Source organism: Pseudoalteromonas sp. Of7M-16 (assembly GCF_022347805.1).
Taxonomy (GTDB): Bacteria; Pseudomonadota; Gammaproteobacteria; order Enterobacterales; family Alteromonadaceae; genus Pseudoalteromonas; species Pseudoalteromonas luteoviolacea_F.
This window is the reverse complement of record NZ_JAKRFY010000011.1, coordinates 93,793-112,228: the sequence shown is the minus strand read 5'-3', so window position 1 is coordinate 112,228 and position 18,436 is coordinate 93,793. Positions and strand designations below refer to the sequence as shown.

General features: G+C 42.7%; 13 protein-coding genes. 6 read left to right on the top strand and 7 right to left on the bottom strand.

Annotated elements, in window-relative coordinates:
* Positions 1–24: 24 nt before the first annotated feature.
* From nadD to leuS, 4 genes are read right to left on the bottom strand one after another with little or no spacing between them, the layout of a single operon-like run.
* The gene (gene nadD / locus MHN81_RS13240) at positions 25–654 is read right to left on the bottom strand and encodes a nicotinate-nucleotide adenylyltransferase (protein ID WP_023398561.1); all 630 of its coding nucleotides are present in this window, start codon (positions 652–654) and stop codon (positions 25–27) included.
* Entirely contained in the window at positions 654–1,712 is a 1,059-nt protein-coding gene (gene holA / locus MHN81_RS13235) for a DNA polymerase III subunit delta (RefSeq protein WP_239425942.1), read from the bottom strand. The genes nadD and holA overlap by 1 nt, the downstream gene beginning before the upstream one ends.
* A complete protein-coding gene (lptE, locus tag MHN81_RS13230) occupies positions 1,712–2,218 on the bottom strand; it encodes an LPS assembly lipoprotein LptE (RefSeq protein WP_036975634.1) in 507 nt (168 codons plus the stop codon). Before lptE ends, holA begins: the two co-directional genes overlap by 1 nt.
* Before the next feature lie 56 nt (positions 2,219–2,274).
* Positions 2,275–4,863 carry a leucine--tRNA ligase gene (gene leuS, locus MHN81_RS13225; protein WP_239425941.1) on the bottom strand — a complete coding sequence of 863 codons (2,589 nt, stop codon included), beginning with the start codon at positions 4,861–4,863 and terminating at the stop codon, positions 2,275–2,277.
* 356 nt (positions 4,864–5,219) lie between these two features.
* Here leuS and MHN81_RS13220 point away from each other — a divergent pair, with 356 nt between their 5' ends.
* Genes MHN81_RS13220 through MHN81_RS13210 form a run of 3 tightly spaced genes read left to right on the top strand, consistent with a single transcriptional unit; the run spans position 5,220 to position 8,625 of the window.
* Entirely contained in the window at positions 5,220–5,678 is a 459-nt protein-coding gene (locus MHN81_RS13220) for a DUF1451 domain-containing protein (RefSeq protein WP_023398565.1), read from the top strand.
* Positions 5,679–5,725: 47 nt separating this feature from the next.
* On the top strand, positions 5,726–8,137 hold the full coding sequence (locus MHN81_RS13215; protein WP_239425940.1) for an ATP-binding protein: 2,412 nt from the start codon (positions 5,726–5,728) through the stop codon (positions 8,135–8,137).
* A gap of 8 nt (positions 8,138–8,145) precedes the next feature.
* The gene (locus MHN81_RS13210; RefSeq protein WP_023398567.1) at positions 8,146–8,625 is read left to right on the top strand and encodes an FKBP-type peptidyl-prolyl cis-trans isomerase; all 480 of its coding nucleotides are present in this window, start codon (positions 8,146–8,148) and stop codon (positions 8,623–8,625) included.
* Positions 8,626–9,107: 482 nt separating this feature from the next.
* Here MHN81_RS13210 and MHN81_RS13205 read toward each other — a convergent pair whose 3' ends face one another.
* Positions 9,108–9,731 (bottom strand): TIGR04211 family SH3 domain-containing protein, encoded by a 624-nt coding sequence (locus tag MHN81_RS13205; protein ID WP_239425939.1) that lies wholly within the window; start codon positions 9,729–9,731, stop codon positions 9,108–9,110.
* A gap of 340 nt (positions 9,732–10,071) precedes the next feature.
* Here MHN81_RS13205 and MHN81_RS13200 point away from each other — a divergent pair, with 340 nt between their 5' ends.
* Together MHN81_RS13200 and MHN81_RS13195 are read left to right on the top strand one after the other, a co-directional pair.
* Positions 10,072–11,589: a CYTH and CHAD domain-containing protein gene (locus MHN81_RS13200; protein ID WP_036975637.1), complete on the top strand. Its 1,518-nt coding sequence runs from the start codon at positions 10,072–10,074 to the stop codon at positions 11,587–11,589.
* Positions 11,590–11,907: 318 nt separating this feature from the next.
* Positions 11,908–12,753 (top strand): HDOD domain-containing protein, encoded by an 846-nt coding sequence (locus MHN81_RS13195; RefSeq protein WP_023398571.1) that lies wholly within the window; start codon positions 11,908–11,910, stop codon positions 12,751–12,753.
* Positions 12,754–12,806: 53 nt separating this feature from the next.
* Here MHN81_RS13195 and metK read toward each other — a convergent pair whose 3' ends face one another.
* Positions 12,807–13,958: a methionine adenosyltransferase gene (metK, locus tag MHN81_RS13190; RefSeq protein WP_239425938.1), complete on the bottom strand. Its 1,152-nt coding sequence runs from the start codon at positions 13,956–13,958 to the stop codon at positions 12,807–12,809.
* Positions 13,959–14,220: 262 nt separating this feature from the next.
* On the opposite strand from metK, the gene tkt reads away from it, so the two are divergent.
* Entirely contained in the window at positions 14,221–16,212 is a 1,992-nt protein-coding gene (gene tkt, locus MHN81_RS13185) for a transketolase (protein ID WP_023398573.1), read from the top strand.
* A gap of 104 nt (positions 16,213–16,316) precedes the next feature.
* Here tkt and MHN81_RS13180 read toward each other — a convergent pair whose 3' ends face one another.
* A complete protein-coding gene (locus MHN81_RS13180; protein ID WP_023397609.1) occupies positions 16,317–18,332 on the bottom strand; it encodes a methyl-accepting chemotaxis protein in 2,016 nt (671 codons plus the stop codon).
* Between the last annotated feature and the right edge of the window lie 104 nt (positions 18,333–18,436).

Here is an 18,436-nt window from a genome sequence, read left to right as displayed (position 1 = left end):
AATTATCAAGTCGATCAGTGGCAGTTAAAGTGTGTACAGTTTATTTTTATTAATATAGGTTATGACCGACTCTGGCAGCCAAGGTTCAACGGACTGGCCGGATTTTATTACCGTACGAATTTCGCTCGATGCGGCGGAAAAAGGCTCGCCGCTCAAAAAGTAACATTTCCCTGCTTGAACTAGGTGCAATGAGTCTGGGCAGGTTATCTTGGCTTGCTCTAGGTACTGGGCGAGCTGCGAGCACGGCGTTAATTTATCGCCCGGCCTTGCATATACCACTATATGACATAGTTGCGTGATTGTTTGCCATTGATACCAGCTGCTAAGGCTATTAAAAGAGTCCATACCCATCAAAAAAGCGATGGGGGTATTGGGGTACTCAGCCCTTAGCTCTTGTAAAGTTAAGACGGTATACGAGGGCTCAGTGCGTGTAATTTCCCTAGTATCGATGTTAAACCTTGATTCCTCTTTAGTGGCCAATTTTAACATCGCCAAGCGGTGCTCGGTGGCTATGCTTGGGCCTTTTTTATGCACAGGTGTTGCGTTTGGCATAAAGGATACAGAAGTAAGGGATAATTCCTTTAAACACTGTTTGGCCATGTTGATGTGCCCTAAGTGGATCGGGTCAAAGGTACCGCCAAAAAGTGCAATCATCAGTGCTGAGCTCCTAGTTGGTTAGAATTGTCAGTAAAGGGCATAGGGAAGTTTATCGGCTGACAAAAACTTAATGCGATATGTGCAAGACCTTGGAATGGGGCGCTAAGCCCATTGCTTTTGAAGGCTGAATCAAACTGTGCGAGCAGCGATATAATATGTTCTAGCTGGGCGATCGTGAGTCTATCTAAAGCTTGTTGAGTCGACTGCTGCTGGTTTTTCCAAATATTATATTGCTTGTACAGTGGCGCAATGGCTTGGCCCTGTACCAATGCGCGCTTCATAGCGAGTAAAGTCTGCGCTTGGTTTTGTATTGTCCAAGCAACACTGGTTGGTTCAACATTGTCAGTCGCTAACTTATTGAGTATTTTCACGATATATTTTGCATTGCCCTTCAACAAGCCATCATTGAGATCGAAAATATCGAACTTGGCTTGATTGAGTAAGCCACTCATAAGTTGCTGTTGATCAATCAAAGCGTCTTTATAGAGCAGCGACAGCTTTTCAAGCTCTTGATATGTGGCAAGCAAGTTACCTTCTGTTGCCAAAAGTAAGCTGCGTTTGGCGTCGCTTTTTAAATTGACTTTTAAACGTTTGCATTCGTCATCTAACCACCTTTCTAAGTGGTAGCCTGTGAGGGCATAACAAGGTACAAACAAACCTTGTTTGTCGAGTGCTTTAAACCAGGCTGAGCGTTGAATATCTTGGCCCGCCTTTGCGCCCTTTATTATCAATATGACATCTGGGTTTATGTTTGCTGCCAGCTCTTTTAAGATGTTGACACCTTGCGTAGGAGGCTTTTGTTGGTTTAGATCAAGTTCGATAATTGTACGAGCACTAAAAAGCGACATACTGTTGTATTGGGCAATGAGTTCTTGCCAGTCGAAGCCGGGCAGCAGCGCAAACTTGATGACTTCATCAAACCCTTGCTTTTTAGCTACTTGACGGATATTTAAAACACAATTTCCTTCTTGGAAAGGCTCTTCACCAAAAACAAGGTAGAAAGGGTGCAGGCCTTTACTTAACTGGCCTGCTAGTTGATTTGCATAACAGCGCATTAGAGTTGTGACAGTTCGCGAATAATTCGTTTAGTGGCTAACTTGCGCATCTCAGATAGGATGATTTCCATTTCTTTGGATTTGGCAAGTGAGTTAGTTGGATCATCTTGGTAGTTGCGATAAAGCTCGAAACTTTGTTCAAAAGGCTCTTGATCCGGGCGAGATAGGCGGTAGGAAACTTTATATGCAAGCTCATACTGTGCAACTTGGCCATTTTGAAATAGGCTCAGTGGCTGCCTGCTCAGCGCATCTCTATATAAGTGAAGCTCCGCTGCATTTTTACTATCTTTACCTGCAATCTCATCGTTAATTTTGACTTGTGAGCGCTGCAACTCGTATTTCAGTTGCTCGTATAAAGCTGACTTTTGGTCCTCTCCTGTTAGATGCAACACCCTCAGATCTTCAGGGATATACGATGCTTGTTTTAGATGAAAGCCACAGCCTGTGACAGTCAAACAGACTAGCACAATTGCTAGCCCATTTTTTATGCCAGCAAGCGCGCGCATAGCAGCCAAGCCGGTAAGGCTTGCTGCTAAAATGACTCGCTTAACTAAGCCAATCATTAGTTGGCAACCACATTTAACAGCTTACCCGGCACATAAATCACTTTACGAATGGTTTTGCCATCTGTGAATTTAGTGACGTTTTCTTCTGCAAAGGCTTTTGCTTCAACTTGCTCTTGTGTTGCGTTGGAAGCAACAGTTAATTTTGCACGCAGTTTACCGTTTACTTGAACAACAATCAGTTTCTCATCTTCAACCAAAGCACTTTGGTCTACTGTTGGCCAAGCGGCATCCAATACTTCACCTTGGTGACCAAGTTGTTCCCACAACTCGTGACACATATGTGGTGTAATTGGTGCAAGCATGATGATAATTGCATTTAGCGCTTCATTTGCAAGCGCAATGTCTTGGTCGTTTTCTAGTGGCGCCTTTGTCAGTTTATTGGACAATTCCATAACTGCTGCAATCGCTGTATTGAATGTTTGACGACGTTCAACATCATCAGTGACTTTTGCAATGGCTTTGTGGATTTCACGGCGCAGTGTCTTTTGACTACTAGATAGTTTGCTTAGATCTAAATCTGCAGTACCTGCATTTTTAACATCAACTGCATACTTCCAAACACGACGTAGGAATCTTTGTGCTCCCTCAACACCTGAATCAGACCACTCAAGGGTTTGCTCTGGTGGGGCTGTAAACATCATGAATAAGCGTACTGTGTCGGCACCGTATTGTTTGATAACCGTTTGTGGGTCAATACCATTGTTTTTAGACTTTGACATTTTTCCCATACCAGCTGACATAACCGGTTCACCATCGTCTTTGTGCCAAGCTTTGATGATACGACCTTTGTCGTCTTTTTCGGTTTCGACATCCAGTGGAGAGATCCAAATATCACCGCCTTTCTCATCTTTACGATAATAAGTATCGGCAAGGACCATACCTTGACAAAGCAGACGTTCAAACGGCTCGTCTGAGTTAACTAAACCGAAATCTCTTAACAGCTTGTGGAAGAAACGAGAGTATAGTAAGTGCAAGATAGCGTGTTCAATACCACCGATATATTGGTTTACAGGCAACCAATAGTTGGCAGCACCAGGTTCTAACATGCCTTCATCGTAGCGCGGGCTACAGTAACGAGCATAATACCAAGATGATTCCATGAAAGTATCAAAAGTATCAGTTTCGTGGAATGCAGCTTCGCCATTTACAGTGGCTTTAGCCCATTCAGGATCTGCTTTAATTGGAGAAGTTACACCATCCATTACAACGTCTTCAGGCAAACGTACTGGTAGCATTTCTTCAGTTGCAGCTAGTTCTGAACCATCTTCTTTACTTAGCATTGGAATTGGTGAACCCCAATAACGCTGACGGCTAACACCCCAGTCACGAAGGCGGAAGTTTACTTTGCGTTTGCCAGCATTGATGCTTTCTAACTTATTTGCAATCGCGTTGAAAGCGGCTTCAAAATCAAGGCCATCGAACTCACCTGAGTTGATTAGTACGCCCTTTTCAGTGAAGGCTTCAGAAGTTAGATCAGCTTGTTGTTCAGCATCAACCGCAGGGCTGATAACTTGTTTGATCTCTAGGCCATAAGCTGTTGCAAATTCATAGTCACGTTGATCATGGCCAGGTACTGCCATGACCGCACCAGAACCGTAGTCCATTAGGACAAAGTTAGCGATCCAAATTGGTACTTCTTTGCCTGTTAATGGGTGGATGGCGCTCAGGCCTGTTGCAATGCCTTTTTTGTCCATAGTAGCTAAATCAGCTTCAGCTACTTTGGTGTTTTTGCATTCTTCGACAAATGCAGCTACATCTTCATTACTTTTCGCCGCTTCTAAGGCAATTGGGTGGCCTGCTGCGACAGCAACATACGTTACGCCCATAAATGTGTCTGGGCGAGTTGTATAGACAGTAAAGTTTTCATTGTTGTCTGCGCGTTTGAAATCGATCTCTAAACCTTCAGAGCGGCCGATCCAGTTGCGTTGCATGGTCTTAACTTGCTCAGGCCAGTGATCTAACTTGTCTAAGTCATCAAGTAGCTCTTGAGCATAGTCAGTGATTTTAATGAACCACTGTGGAATTTCTTTTTGTTCAACAAGCGCACCTGAACGCCAGCCTCGGCCATCGATTACCTGCTCGTTCGCAAGTACAGTTTGGTCGACAGGGTCCCAGTTGACAGTTGACATCTTTTTATACACTAAGCCCTTTTCGTATAACTTAGTGAAGAACCATTGTTCCCATTTATAGTATTCTGGGTGGCATGTTGCGATTTCGCGATCCCAGTCATAACCAAAGCCGAGTTGCTTCAACTGACCACGCATGTAATCGATGTTTTCGTAGGTCCATTTTGCAGGTGCAGTATTATTTTTGATTGCTGCATTTTCAGCAGGTAGACCAAATGCATCCCAGCCCATTGGCTGCATGACATTTTTTCCTTGCAAGCGCTGGAAGCGCGAAACAACGTCACCGATTGTGTAATTACGGACATGTCCCATATGGAGCTTACCACTTGGGTAAGGGAACATAGACAAGCAATAGTATTTTTCTTTGCTTTCGTCTTCGACTACTTTAAATGTTTTATTTTCTTCCCAATAGGATTGAACCTTGGGTTCGATTTCTTGTGGGTTGTATTGCTCTTGCATTGACGTTTCCAGACTTCTTGCAAACTGATTGTAAAATTGGTCAATAGCATACCCGAAAACTTAGCCTGATCACAGCATATGATGGGCAATTTGCACGGAATAATCATATTTATGTCAATTTAAATTGCCCAACAATAAAAGACGTTGAAAATGTCTTTTATTGTTGGGCTCGTGGCCCTTTTGGCGGAGTGCTCTATACTCTGAATATGCAATGTGAAAGTGTTCAACAGGTGTTGTATCAGCGTCGGCAATCATGGGTTTCGTTTACGTGTTTGGCTGGACACGATAACGCAAATACGTGACGTAAGAGGTTGGGGCTTCCCGCTGTGACTAGATGTAGATGAACAGGAGGCAACATGGCAGATTATAAACATTGGCTTGATGATTTTTCCAAATGGTTTAAAGATGTGAAAGAGCACGAGCTGAAAAAGATGGCCGATGAATTTATTAAGGAAGAGCAGAGGTGGCGTGAATTTGGCAAAAACAAGCTCAATGACTACAAGCATTATTTCAAACGTGATCTACAGCATATTTCACAGCATCGCGATCATTACCAAGGTGTTGCTTGGGAAGAGTTTAAAGAATCAATATTATACGAGTTAGCTTATTTAGAAGACAGAACGCAGCTTGAGTGGCAAGCTTTGATGTCTGATTTTGCACACGATGGCGTTTATAAAGAAGGTGAATGGATAGCATTGGGGCAATTAGTGTGTAAGAATTGCGGGAATAAAACCGATGTTTATCACACTCTTGAGATAAAGGCTTGCAGCGAATGCGGACACGATACATTTTTGCGCAAGGCGCTGACACCTTAAACAACACAACATTGTATTTCGAAGTGTGAACAATAAAGAAACCAGGAATGACTAAAACAATTAAGCCACTGTGTTCGGAGCAGCTGACACCGACTGTTTCATTGCAACATATTCGATCATGTATGCAAAACCCTTATCCCGAGTCTTTACCTTTTATAGGACAACAACGTGCTCAAAGTGCGCTCGATTTTGCCCTTGGTATGGAACTGCCTGGATACAACGTATTTGTCATGGGCGAAGCAGCTACAGGCCGCTTTACTATGGTCAAGGACAAATTAGAAGCGCATAGCAAAACACGTCCGACACCTAAAGAGTGGCTATACGTCAATAATTATGACGACCACAGAGAGCCTATCACTATGTTCATGCAGCCGGGCGAAAGCCGCAAACTTGCTGATGATATTGATGCGTTTTTGGACGAAGTTGTGGACACCTTTCCCGCTGCATTTGACAACCCTGGCTATCAGCGCAAGAAAAAGTCAATCGATAGAGATTTTGACAATAAGTACAATACGGCATTGACAGCGGTTGAGCAGCTGGCGATGAATAAAAGCGTGATTATGCTAGAGGAAAACGGGGCCGTCAGCTTTGTGCCTGTGGTCAACGGTAAACAGCTAGATGAAAATGAATTCGCAGGACTTGATGAACAAGTTCAGACGCAGTTTTACGAAGCCATTGACGAGTTAGAAGATGGCTTAATCGAAGCGCTTATCGAGCTACCTCGGTGGAAGCGAGAGTCCTCAGAAAAGCTCAGAAAATTGAAAAAGACCACGATTGAGCTTGCGACTAAGCCGCTGCTTAAAGCGCTTGAGCATAAATATGCCAGCCACATTGGAGTGATCCGTTACTTAAAAGATCTTCGTGTTGAAATAGTTGAAGCAGTTTTGGATTGGCTGGATGATGACTCGGCAGGCTCTGACGAGCAAAAAGAAGATTTCGATGCCAAAGGCATGCTGACGGATTTCTTTGCACCAAATATTTTAATTGAATACAAAGAAGGGGCGCCTGCACCGGTGGTGTATGAACCCAACCCAACATTTGGCAATATATTTGGTAAGATCGAATATGAAAGCGCACAGGGTTCGCTGATCACCAGCTATCGCTCTATTCAAGCCGGCGCTCTGCATCGGGCAAATGGCGGATATTTAATTATGGATGCGGATAAAGTATTAGCGTCTCCGCAAGTGTGGGACGGCCTCAAACTGTCATTAAAAACACATCAAATTAAAAATGATTTGCCATTTCAAGATAGCTCTGTGGGAAGTAGCTTTACCCTAAAACCTCAGTTGATCCCCATGGATGTGAAAATTATCTTACTGGGTTCTCGAGATCTGTACTACACCATTAGTGAGTATGATGAAGAGTTTGGAGAACTTTTTAGAGTGCTTGCTGACTTTGATTATTATTTGCCTTCTAGCGATAGGTTGCAGTACCAGTTTGTAACTAAAGTTCAAGAGTATTGCGAGCAAACTTTAAATTGTGGCCTGACAGCAGAAGCGCTAGTTAGACTCTTGAAGTTTAGCTATCGCCAAGCTGAGCACCGCAGCAAATTATCTGCACGCTTTGCAGATGTACTTGAGCTGGTGGCAGAAGCTAGCTATTACGCTAAACAAGATGGTGAAGAGATGATCGACGACCATCATATTACAGAGGCCTTACTGGGCAAACAATACCGCACCGGCCAACTTAGCGAAAATATGCTAAGTGATATAGAGGAAGGACACACATTAATCGCCACACAAGGTCAAGCGGTCGGTAAGGTAAATGGACTGACCGTATTGCACATAGGCGATACGGCATTTGGTACACCAGCACGGATCACGGCAACAGTTTATGCGGGCTCAGACGGTGTGATTGATGTTGAACGAGAAGCTGAACTTGGCAAATCAATTCATTCAAAGGGCGTTATGTTGCTGACAGGTTATCTGGGTAATAAGTATGCGCAGCAGTTTAGTTTAACTTTGAGTGCAAATATAGCGATTGAACAAAGCTATGGCTATATAGATGGGGACAGTGCCTCACTGGCTGAATTATGTGGCTTGATTTCTGCCATTACTCAGTTACCTATTGAGCAGTCTCTGGCGTTGACGGGCTCTATTAATCAGCATGGTGAAGTGCAGGCGGTCGGCGGTGTTAATGAAAAAGTAGAAGGCTTTTTTAAACTCTGTAAGATGCGAGGCCTGACGGGCAATCAAGGGGTGATAATTCCCCATTCTAATTTAATAAACTTAGTGTTAGAAGATGAAGTTGTTGAGGCAATTGCAAGCAACAAGTTTAATTTGTTTGCGGTTAAAAGTGTTGACGAAGCGCTAGAGATTTTAATGAATGTGCCCGCTGGAAAGGTTAATCAGGGGAAATACCCTAAAGGAACCATCAATCAACTAGCATTAGCGAGACTTGAGCAGATAGCGCAGGTAGTAAACGGCGAAGAAAAAGAATCATCTGAAGACACTGAGTAGGAGTAGTTATGTCTATAACCAGTATTTTGGTCGCCATATTAGTCTTTGGACTGGCATGGTTTATTTTTAATAATAGTCAAAAGCAAAATCAAATTGCGCAAATAAATCGCTTGGATGCTGAGAAATTTTTAGTATCGAATGCAAAAAAAGAAGGTGTGATCACAACAGAAAGCGGTTTGCAATATGAAATATTAGAGAAGGGAGATGGAAATACTTTCCCGACAATCAATGATAGTGTACGTGTTCACTATCATGGAACTTTAATCAATGGAATGGTTTTTGACAGCTCTGTAGATCGAGGGCAAGCCATCAGCTTTAGCCCTAAACAAGTAATTGCGGGCTGGACTGAGGCACTGCAGCTTATGGTAGAGGGTGATAAGTTTCGACTCTTTATTCATCCTGATCTAGCCTATGGAAATAGAGCGACAGGTAATATTGGTGCGGGTTCGCTGTTGATTTTTGAAGTTGAACTTATTGCAATTAATTAGCACATAAAGGTTTAAGATTTGTGTAACTTGTATTATTTTTAGCTTGCATTTTATCTACATTGTGATTTAAATGGGAACAGGTATCGTCATGGCAAGGAGGTGGTACTTGGCATATCTGTTTCTAATAGTATGTAGTTTTGCTGGGGCATTATTTTGTAGAAGAGTGAGTAACAATAAACTCATGAGAATAGAAAGTTACGTTTCTTCTACTTACCCTGGATTTTATAAACAACTTTCACTTGATCGGTTTGATATCGGTAGACAAGCGGCGTTTGTGAACAATTTAGCAGCATTTTCGTCGTTAGGTGAATTGACGAAGTTAGAGGATGTAACATTAAGGGAGCTTCTATGTGATCGGTTTTTAGCTGATATGGGAGTAATTTTCTTCTCTTTGGGTACCGTGATTTTTTCAACTCTAATGATATTCGTTATTTAATTTAAACCCACTTTGTTCAACAAAGTGGGTTTTTTTATAGGTGAAATTAGCTCCAGCCATCGTATCTTTTTCTACGCGACAAGAATAATGTCAGGAGTACACCCAAGATCAGTCCTGACAGCGCAATAATACCGCCATAAGACAGCAGGGTATGCTGCTCTGCTTTAATTTGGTTTTGGTTTTCTTGAGCTTGTTGTGTCAATTGTGTATTGAGATCTGCGATTGTTTTTTGTAACTCAGTATTTTGGGCTTCCAGTAAATCGTAGTCATTTTGTAATTGAGGGACCGACTCTTTTAGGGCGTTAAGCTGTTGCTCTGCTTGAGCTAAAGAGCTGCTTAAATCACCAACTTGCTGTTTGAGTCCAGCTTCAGCAGTGACAAATTTTGACTCGACCCAGCCATTTCTATTTTTACTATCTATTATACGGACAAAGTCGTTCTCTTGTTCATTGGTGATTTGCACTGCAGTACCGGCTTCTACGGAGCCTAAAATACGGTAATTTTTGCCAGGGCCTGAGTGTAAAAATAAGTAAAGGTTATCAACAATAAAGCCATTTGGCGTGTTCTGCTGTGCCGTTTGCTCCTGGGGTGCTGCATCATCGACTTCTTGTGCACAAAGCGTAAATGGTGCAAAAACAAACAAAAGCGGCAGTGCGAGGTGTCTTATCATTCGCGAGCCCTTATTTTTTTAAGGTTTATATGAATTTATCAAAATAGTATGGCTTTCAAAAGCGCTTGGCAAGAGCTTAAAGGACAATCGCGATTTTTTATTTGTTAGCATTCGTAACTACTGATTTCCCAGTCCCGAATGTTGCGTTTATCGCAGCGGTGGTTTGCCTTAATCGAATGGGGCGAAATATTGATCCAATTAACAGGTCGCTGAATAGAAAAGATTGAAGTATGTGATCAAAACATCGAAGTTTGCGCTTATTGGAGGTAAAAAGATTGCAAAATTAGGTGTCATTGTATATTTTGAACGTTCTCATTTTATAAAGGTAACCTACCCCCTAATGGACACTGAAATAGAACTGAAGTTTTTGGTTTCAGATAATGAAGTTCCGCTTATTCCAGCATTGATCACACAGTTTGCGAAGCGGGTTAATAATAAGCCGGCGAAAAATCTTGAAAATGCATACTACGATACGCCCAGCAGAGAGCTAAGAGCGCTTGATATTGGTTTGCGTACGCGATGTGTAAATGACGAATGTGAGCAAACAATCAAACTTTCGGGAGAAGTGTTGGGTGGTCTTCACCAGCGTCCAGAGTACAACCTTCCGTTAAATGGTAGAAAACCAGATATTTTTGCATTCGACACGGCTATTTGGCCGATGGGAATGCGTTTAGAGCCTATTTCAGAAAACCTCTTTCCTATTTTTACGACCAATTTTATTCGTCGAACGTGGCTAATCGAAACTGACGCTGGCAGTTTGATTGAGGTGGTATTGGACAAAGGAGAGGTCTCTGCAAGCGGTAAGTCAGAGCCTATTTCTGAACTTGAAATTGAACTGGTTGAAGGTGAGCGTACGGACCTCTTTTTATTGGCAGAGCAGCTTGTGTCACAAGTTGGTATGCGATTAGGTTTTTATTCGAAAGCGGCAAGAGGTTACAGGTTGGCAGATGATATGCCACTGCAACCAAACAGTGAAATTGGTTTTGTGCCTTTGTCTGGTGACATGAATCAAGAGCAAGCATTTATAAAAACAGTTAACTATGCCATTGAACTTGTGCAAAAACATGAGCAATGCTACGTCAACGAGCCGAGTTTAAAAACGTTGAAGCGCATTATTGATGGGGTACGTTTAGTCAGACATGCTTTTTGGCTGTTTGAGGAATTTGTAGCAAAGGAAACCACGGATAGTCTTCGCAAGGAATTAAAATGGCTGTTGGGTGAGCTTGAGTGGGTTGAGAGTGCTATTTATTTGAAAACATACACCTCTAAACGTCACGCTTATTATAAGCGCATCCATAATGCGCCTGAATTGTCGCAAATAATTGATGATTTAAAGAGCGTACAACCGACAAAAACTGATTTAGAAGATCTGTTTCACTGCCCGCGTTACAACAAATTGTTGCTGTCACTCACACGATGGTTGATAGAGAAAAGCTGGCGTCAAAACTGGGATCAAAATGCAATTAAGTCGGCCCAAAGCAGTGTTCGTGGTATGACCAAAAAAACATTTGACCAAGAGTGGAAAAAACTCAGGGGCATGTTTCCGGACAAACAAGCGATGGCAGTCGAACAATATGTACAAACAAGACCTCATATTGAGGAAATGTTGCTAAGTGGCAATTGCTTTGGTGCACTTTTTGAGGAAGGGGAGAGGCATAGCTTTAGAGCGCCTTGGATGGATATTCTTGCTGGTATCTATGAATTAGAAACGCTGCACTATTTGAAGCGTTTGTGTGAGGGCCAAGATGCTCAGTCATTTTCAGATATACTTACTTGGCTTCAGCAAAAGTCAGATTTTTTAATAAGTGCCATGGAGCAAAGTAGACAAGCATCTATCAATTGTGAACCCTATTGGTAGACTGTTAATTCCGTGATAAAGGTAGGGTGTGTTCTAGCACTCTACTTTCAAACTTACATGCTTAGTAAATTCGCAAGCGCTTTGATGTTTTTCTCGTGTGAATTTGCCCCCTTTTAAAAAAAGCGCGAATTTTCAAACCAATAGATAGTAATTTAAATTTTATCCCTGTGTATAAATACTGCATCAATAGTTGGTTAAATGGTTTGTAGCAAAGTGACTATCGGCCGTTAATCGGAGATTGTTGGAGTTTATTAAATAGTCGCGACAGGTCAAATTTCATCTACTACACTAAAATCAATGCCACCACATAGGTGACCTATGATAGATATTGATGACAAAGTCTTAGCTGACTTACGGTCTGGTTTCAATTTGCCTGCCAAACCGGAAATACTGCAAAGTTTACAAAATGAGCTGAATCAAGATGAACCTGAGTTAAGTCGTGTAGCAGAGATCATTACAGAAGATGTTGCGACTTCTGCTGCTGTATTGAAAGTCATTAATTCCCCAGCTTATGGCATGTCGAGGACGATAACAGATATAAAGCAAGCTGTGATGTTTTTAGGCATGAATTGCATTACACAAGTCGTGACAGGGCATCTACTCAAGAGTGCATTTGAGCAAGATGATTGCTGTATATCACTGCAGCGCTTTTGGGATAGTGCGTCCGACATATCACAAGTGGCCATGCTCATTGGAAAACAGACTAAAACACCTGTCCCCATCGAAGATTTACAGTTGCTTGGACTATTTCACGATGCAGGGATCCCTGCAATGGCTATGCGATTTCAGGATTACAATGACGTTTTAATGCGCGCAACACAGCGGCCTGAACACTCATTGATAGAATACGAATCAGAACAATACCCCACAAATCACACTGTTGTAGGGTATTACTTGGCGAGTTCGTGGCACCTGCCCAAAAGGGTATGTCAAATTATATTGCGTCATCATGATGCGCACTTCTTCCAAGATAGTGATTCTGATCTTGAAAAGAAAATCCTCGCTACATTAAAACTTGCAGAAAACTTCTCTTTTGAAATTAAACACTTTAGAAGTTGTGCAGACTGGCATGCTTTCAGAGATGATGTGATGTTGGCATTGGATTTGAGTGACGATGATTACACGGATATGAAAGAGGATGTTGAGGAATTTTTAATTGGTTAAGATATATAAAAGGCGCCTTAACAAGCGCCTTTTTACTAACATAGTTTAGACTATTAAAGTCCAGCAACTGCTTTAAGTGCTTCTGCTTTGTCAGTTTTTTCCCAAGGGAACTCTTCACGACCAAAGTGACCATATGCAGCAGTAGGCTGATAAATTGGACGCTCTAGATCAAGCATTGTGATTAAGCCGTATGGACGAAGGTCAAAATGCTCACGAACTAGCTCAATTAGGCGTGTTTCTTCAAGTTTACCAGTACCAAAAGTATCAATGCTGATAGAAGTTGGTTCAGCTACACCGATAGCATAAGAAACTTGGATTTCACACTTATCAGCAAGGCCTGCCGCTACAATGTTTTTAGCAACATAACGACCTGCATATGCAGCTGAGCGGTCTACTTTTGATGGATCTTTACCTGAGAAAGCACCACCACCGTGTCTTGCCATACCACCGTATGTATCTACGATGATTTTACGACCAGTTAGACCACAGTCACCCATTGGACCACCGATAACAAAGCGTCCAGTTGGGTTGATGAAGAATTTTGTCGCTTCGGTAATTAGCTCTTCAGGCAGTGTAGGCTTAATGATTGTTTCCATTACAGCTTCAATCAGATCATCTTGTGATACTGAATCACAGTGCTGAGTTGAAAGTACAACTGCGTCGATGCCAACTGGTTTACCATTTTCGTATGCAAAAGTTACTTGTGATTTTGCATCTGGGCGTAACCACGGCAGAGTGCCATCTTTACGTACAGCTGCTTGGCGCTGTACAAGACGGTGAGAATAGGTGATTGGTGCAGGCATTAAAACGTCTGTTTCATTACACGCATATCCAAACATCAGACCCTGGTCACCAGCGCCTTGCTCTTCTGGACGAGAGCGATCTACGCCTTGGTTGATGTCTGGAGACTGTTTACCAATGGTGTTTAAAATTGCGCAAGAGTCAGCATCAAAGCCCATATCAGAATGGGTATAACCAATTTCACGAACTGTTTTACGTGTTAATTCTTCAATGTCTACCCAAGCGCTTGTGGTTACTTCACCACCAACCATGACCATACCTGTTTTAACGTAGGTCTCACACGCTACGCGTGCCTTTGGGTCTTGCTCAAGAATTGCATCTAATACTGCATCTGAAATCTGATCCGCAATTTTATCCGGATGGCCTTCAGAAACTGACTCTGAAGTAAATAAGTGTTTCGCCATTATTTATACTCACAAAAAAAGCGCTTCGCGAACATGCGTAAAACAGCGCGAGAAAATTTTAGAAGAGATATTCTAACGAAAACAATTTTATATGCATAGTTTTTTTACGCCTAGACGTCTATTTTTAGATACTTGCAATTTACGCATTAAAAACAAAGTGAATTTATAACTTTTCTTGTGATTTTAATTGCAGTGGTAATTTTATTAGGTAAAAATGGGCCTTTAAAAACACTCGTGCAAACACTTAAAGGTAGGAGAATCCATGCCATCTCGCAAAGAACTTGCAAACGCAATTCGCGTTCTATCCATGGACGCTGTACAAAAGGCTAAATCAGGCCACCCAGGGGCACCAATGGGCATGGCAGACATCGCAGAGGTACTTTGGCGCGATTATTTAAAGCACAACCCAAACAATCCAGAATGGGTAGATAGAGATAGATTTGTATTATCAAATGGCCACGGCTCAATGTTAATTTATTCGTTATTACATTTGAGTGGCTATGACTTGTCTATTGACGATTTAAAGAACTTTCGTCAAATGCACTCTAAGACACCTGGCCACCCAGAGTATGGGTATGCGCCGGGCATTGAAACGACCACTGGTCCATTAGGCCAAGGCATTACTAATGCAGTAGGCATGGCAATTGCTGAGAAGGCATTAGCGGCGCAATTCAACCGCGATGAATATGACATTGTTGATCACTACACTTATGCGTTTTTAGGTGACGGCTGTCTTATGGAAGGTATTTCTCATGAGGCGTGTTCTTTAGCTGGTACATTAGGACTAGGCAAGCTAATCGCGTTTTGGGATGACAACGGTATTTCAATTGACGGCGAAGTGGAAGGCTGGTTTAGCGATGATACGCCACAGCGCTTTGAAGCATACGGCTGGCACGTAATTCCGGCGGTCGACGGTCATGACAGTGAAGCAATTAAAGCTGCGATTGAAGCTGCACGCGCAGAGACGGGTAAACCAACATTAATTTGTTGTAAAACTGTGATTGGCTACGGTTCACCAAATAAATCAGGAAGCCATGATTGTCACGGCGCACCTTTAGGTGATGACGAGATCAAAGCAGCTCGTGAATTCCTAGGCTGGGAGCATGGTGCTTTTGAGATCCCTGAAGGCGTTTATGCTAAATGGGATGGTTCGGCACACGGCCAGCAAATCCAAAGCGAATGGCTAGTTAAATTTACGGAATACCAAATGCACTACCCTGAATTGGCTGCTGAGTTCGAGCGCCGTACAAAGGGTGAATTGCCGACAAACTGGACTGAGCAAACAGAAGCTTATATTGCTGAATTGCAAGCAAACCCAGCAAACCCGGCAACGCGTAAAGCGTCACAAAATGCATTAAACGCATTTGGCCCAATTTTACCAGAGTTTATGGGCGGATCAGCAGACCTTGCAGGTTCAAACTTGACGCTGTGGGAAGGTTCAAAAGGCCTGACAGCAGATGATGCATCTGGTAACTATATCTTCTACGGCGTACGTGAATTTGGCATGTCAGCGATTATGAATGGTATTGCTTTACACAAAGGCTTTATCCCATACGGTGCGACTTTCCTGATGTTCATGGAATATGCACGTAACGCTGTACGTATGGCCGCGCTTATGAAGCAGCCTAGTATTTTCGTTTACACTCACGATTCCATTGGCCTAGGTGAAGATGGTCCAACGCACCAACCTGTAGAACAGCTTGCAAATATGCGCATGACACCAAACCTTGTTAGCTGGCGTCCATGTGATCAGGTTGAGTCTGCAGTTTCTTGGCAACAAGCAATCGAGCGTAAGGACGGTCCAACGTCGCTAGTTTTCACTCGACAGGGCCTTGCACAGCAAGCTCGTACAGAAGAGCAAGTAGCAGCAATTAAACGCGGCGGCTACGTGCTTAGCTGTGATTCAAACCCTGATGTGATTTTGATTGCAACAGGCTCAGAAGTGCAACTTGCGGTGGAAGCGGCTGAACAACTTCGTCAAGACGGTAAGAAAGTAAGAGTGGTATCTATGCCTTCTACTGATGTATTCGATGCACAATCTGCAGAGTACAAAGCGTCTGTTCTACCAGCTTCAGTAACACGCCGTGTGGCAATCGAAGCGGGCATTGAAGACTTCTGGTACAAGTATGTTGGCTTGAATGGTGCGATTGTAGGTATGAGCACATTTGGTGAGTCAGCGCCAGCAGGCGAGCTATTTAAACATTTTGGTTTCACAGTCGACAATGTGGTGGCGAAAGCTAATTCGCTATTTTAATTGACTGATAGCAGTTATAAAAAAATCGCCCATAAGGGCGATTTTTTTTGCCTGAAGATAACGTTACAACAGGCAATTACAAGATTTGGGTTGACCTTGCAGTATTAAACTCTAAATTGAGACACTGACAGTCGTAGTTCCTCAGCAAGCTTAGCAACTTCAGAACTTGAAGTTGAGGTTTGATTAGCGCCCTCAGCAGTTTGTTCTGCAATTGCGACAATCGACTCCAGTCGCTCGCTGATCTCTTGAGAAACTTGTTGTTGCTCATTGGCTGCTGTGGCAATTTCTTCACTTACATCATGAGCTCTTGATACCGCATCGGTAATGCAATTCAATGCTTCATTGGCTATATCACTTTGTGACACACAAGACTCAGCTTGCTGTTGACCTTTGGACATAGCTGTTACGGCTTCTTCTGCACCAGCTTGCAATGATTCGATCATCGATTGGATTTCTTGCGTCGACTCTTGTGTTTTACTTGCAAGAGATCTTACTTCATCAGCAACTACCGCAAAGCCTCGACCTTGTTCACCTGCTCGGGCAGCTTCTATAGCCGCGTTCAGTGCAAGCAAGTTGGTTTGTTCAGCAATACCGCGAATAACATCCAAAATACCACCAATAGCGGAGCTATCTTGGTGCAGCTTATTGATCACGGTAGATACCTCTTCTACTTCGTGAGCTAGCTGTTCAATAGTGCGTTTATTGTCATGCGAAATCCCTTTGACACGCTCAGCTTCTTGATCCGCATTTTTAATTTCTTCAAGCGCTTGATGAGCACTATTGCTCACGCCATGTGCCGTGCTGCTCATTTCTGTAGTTGCAGTTGCCGCCTGTTCAACTTGAGACTGCTGGCTTTTAATTGCTTGGCTTGATTCAGCTGTGATAGCTGATGTTTGTTCTGAAGCCGCAGCAAGTTGAGTCGAACGAGACACAATACCTGTAATAAGCTCTTTCAGGCTAGTGATAAGTGTATTACAACTTTGCGCTAACTCACCAAATTCATCTTTTGCAGACGCATCTAAAGAGTGTGTCATGTCGCCTTTTGCAACGATATCAAGTACACGGTTTACTTCAGCCAGAGGTTTGGTAATGCGGCTGACTGTAAAATAGGCAATGCCGATGGCCAATAAGGTCGCAGCAATCATACCGGTCCATGTAGCGATGTTGGCAGATGACACGTCTTCAGTCACTTCATTTTGGATTTCAAAGGCCAATTGTTTGGATTGGGCTACCAGCGCACCAAGTTGGTCGAGTGCTTTCTTTGTTGCTTGCTCGGCGTTATTTAGCTCATTTTGAGTGCTAATACGTGCTGTAATTAACTTTTGGCGGTTGTTGGCAATGCTGTCACTACCCTGAAGCTGATCTTTCAACGCGCTGTAGTAAGCGTCCAGATCATTGAGTAAGTCTTCATCTAATTGGGCAACAGTACTGCGCATTAATTCTAGGTTGCGGTCAATGTCTTCAAACACATAGCTTTGTTCTTTTTTAACAATATCTAATGTACTGGCTTCATTAATTGTCAGTATGTCCGCGCTACTTGTAGCCAGAGAGCTAAATGAGTTCTCCAGTTTATTTGCCGCTTGATATGCGCGGGCATTTAATGACTCGAAACCTTCTAAATCAAGAATATCGACAACCACAGTCGCAGCATCATCTGCGGCAATTTCAGCTTCTTCAAGTTGAGCGACAAGCTGTTTGTTGAGGCTAAGTTCTAGTGATTTATCAGCGAACAAGGCGTTAACCGATTTGGAAAATGATCCAAAGCTTGCAGATACATCTTTGCTACTATCATAGAGAGTAGGCTCATCTCTGACAACTTGATTGAGCGCAGAGTAGCTTTTTTCAAAAGTACTTTGGCGAGTATTAAAAGTTGCCTTTAAGTTGTTTAGATCACTGCTAGATTGTGTGAAGTAACTCGCCTGAGCTATTTTACTCATCTGCGTAAACTCGATTTGCAATGCGGCACTTCGGTCTAGCGCTGGCAGTGATAAGTTGTTGACCAATTGAGTGGAACTATCAATATTTGCAATCCTAAGCAGTGAGTTCACTCCAATTAACAATAAAAGCAGGGTAATTATTATAAAGCCACCCCAAATACGTTGGCTAACGGTTAAATTCATACAGACATACCATCAAGTTAAAGCAGTACAACCACTTATCGGATTTATTGCGCATTAGTTAAGTATTTTATAGCAGATGTGAATATAAAATTCAGTAAAAACGG

What these genes read in the sequence shown, in the direction of transcription:
- metK (WP_239425938.1), bottom strand. Translation starts at nt 13,958, where the DNA reads ATGGCGAAACACTTATTTACTTCAGAGTCAGTTTCTGAAGGCCATCCG.
- lptE (WP_036975634.1), bottom strand. Translation starts at nt 2,218, where the DNA reads ATGCGCGCGCTTGCTGGCATAAAAAATGGGCTAGCAATTGTGCTAGTC.
- MHN81_RS13210 (WP_023398567.1), top strand. Translation starts at nt 8,146, where the DNA reads ATGTCTATAACCAGTATTTTGGTCGCCATATTAGTCTTTGGACTGGCA.
- nadD (WP_023398561.1), bottom strand. Translation starts at nt 654, where the DNA reads ATGATTGCACTTTTTGGCGGTACCTTTGACCCGATCCACTTAGGGCAC.
- MHN81_RS13195 (WP_023398571.1), top strand. Translation starts at nt 11,908, where the DNA reads ATGATAGATATTGATGACAAAGTCTTAGCTGACTTACGGTCTGGTTTC.
- tkt (WP_023398573.1), top strand. Translation starts at nt 14,221, where the DNA reads ATGCCATCTCGCAAAGAACTTGCAAACGCAATTCGCGTTCTATCCATG.
- MHN81_RS13215 (WP_239425940.1), top strand. Translation starts at nt 5,726, where the DNA reads ATGACTAAAACAATTAAGCCACTGTGTTCGGAGCAGCTGACACCGACT.
- leuS (WP_239425941.1), bottom strand. Translation starts at nt 4,863, where the DNA reads ATGCAAGAGCAATACAACCCACAAGAAATCGAACCCAAGGTTCAATCC.
- holA (WP_239425942.1), bottom strand. Translation starts at nt 1,712, where the DNA reads ATGCGCTGTTATGCAAATCAACTAGCAGGCCAGTTAAGTAAAGGCCTG.
- MHN81_RS13200 (WP_036975637.1), top strand. Translation starts at nt 10,072, where the DNA reads ATGGACACTGAAATAGAACTGAAGTTTTTGGTTTCAGATAATGAAGTT.
- MHN81_RS13205 (WP_239425939.1), bottom strand. Translation starts at nt 9,731, where the DNA reads ATGATAAGACACCTCGCACTGCCGCTTTTGTTTGTTTTTGCACCATTT.
- MHN81_RS13220 (WP_023398565.1), top strand. Translation starts at nt 5,220, where the DNA reads ATGGCAGATTATAAACATTGGCTTGATGATTTTTCCAAATGGTTTAAA.
- MHN81_RS13180 (WP_023397609.1), bottom strand. Translation starts at nt 18,332, where the DNA reads ATGAATTTAACCGTTAGCCAACGTATTTGGGGTGGCTTTATAATAATT.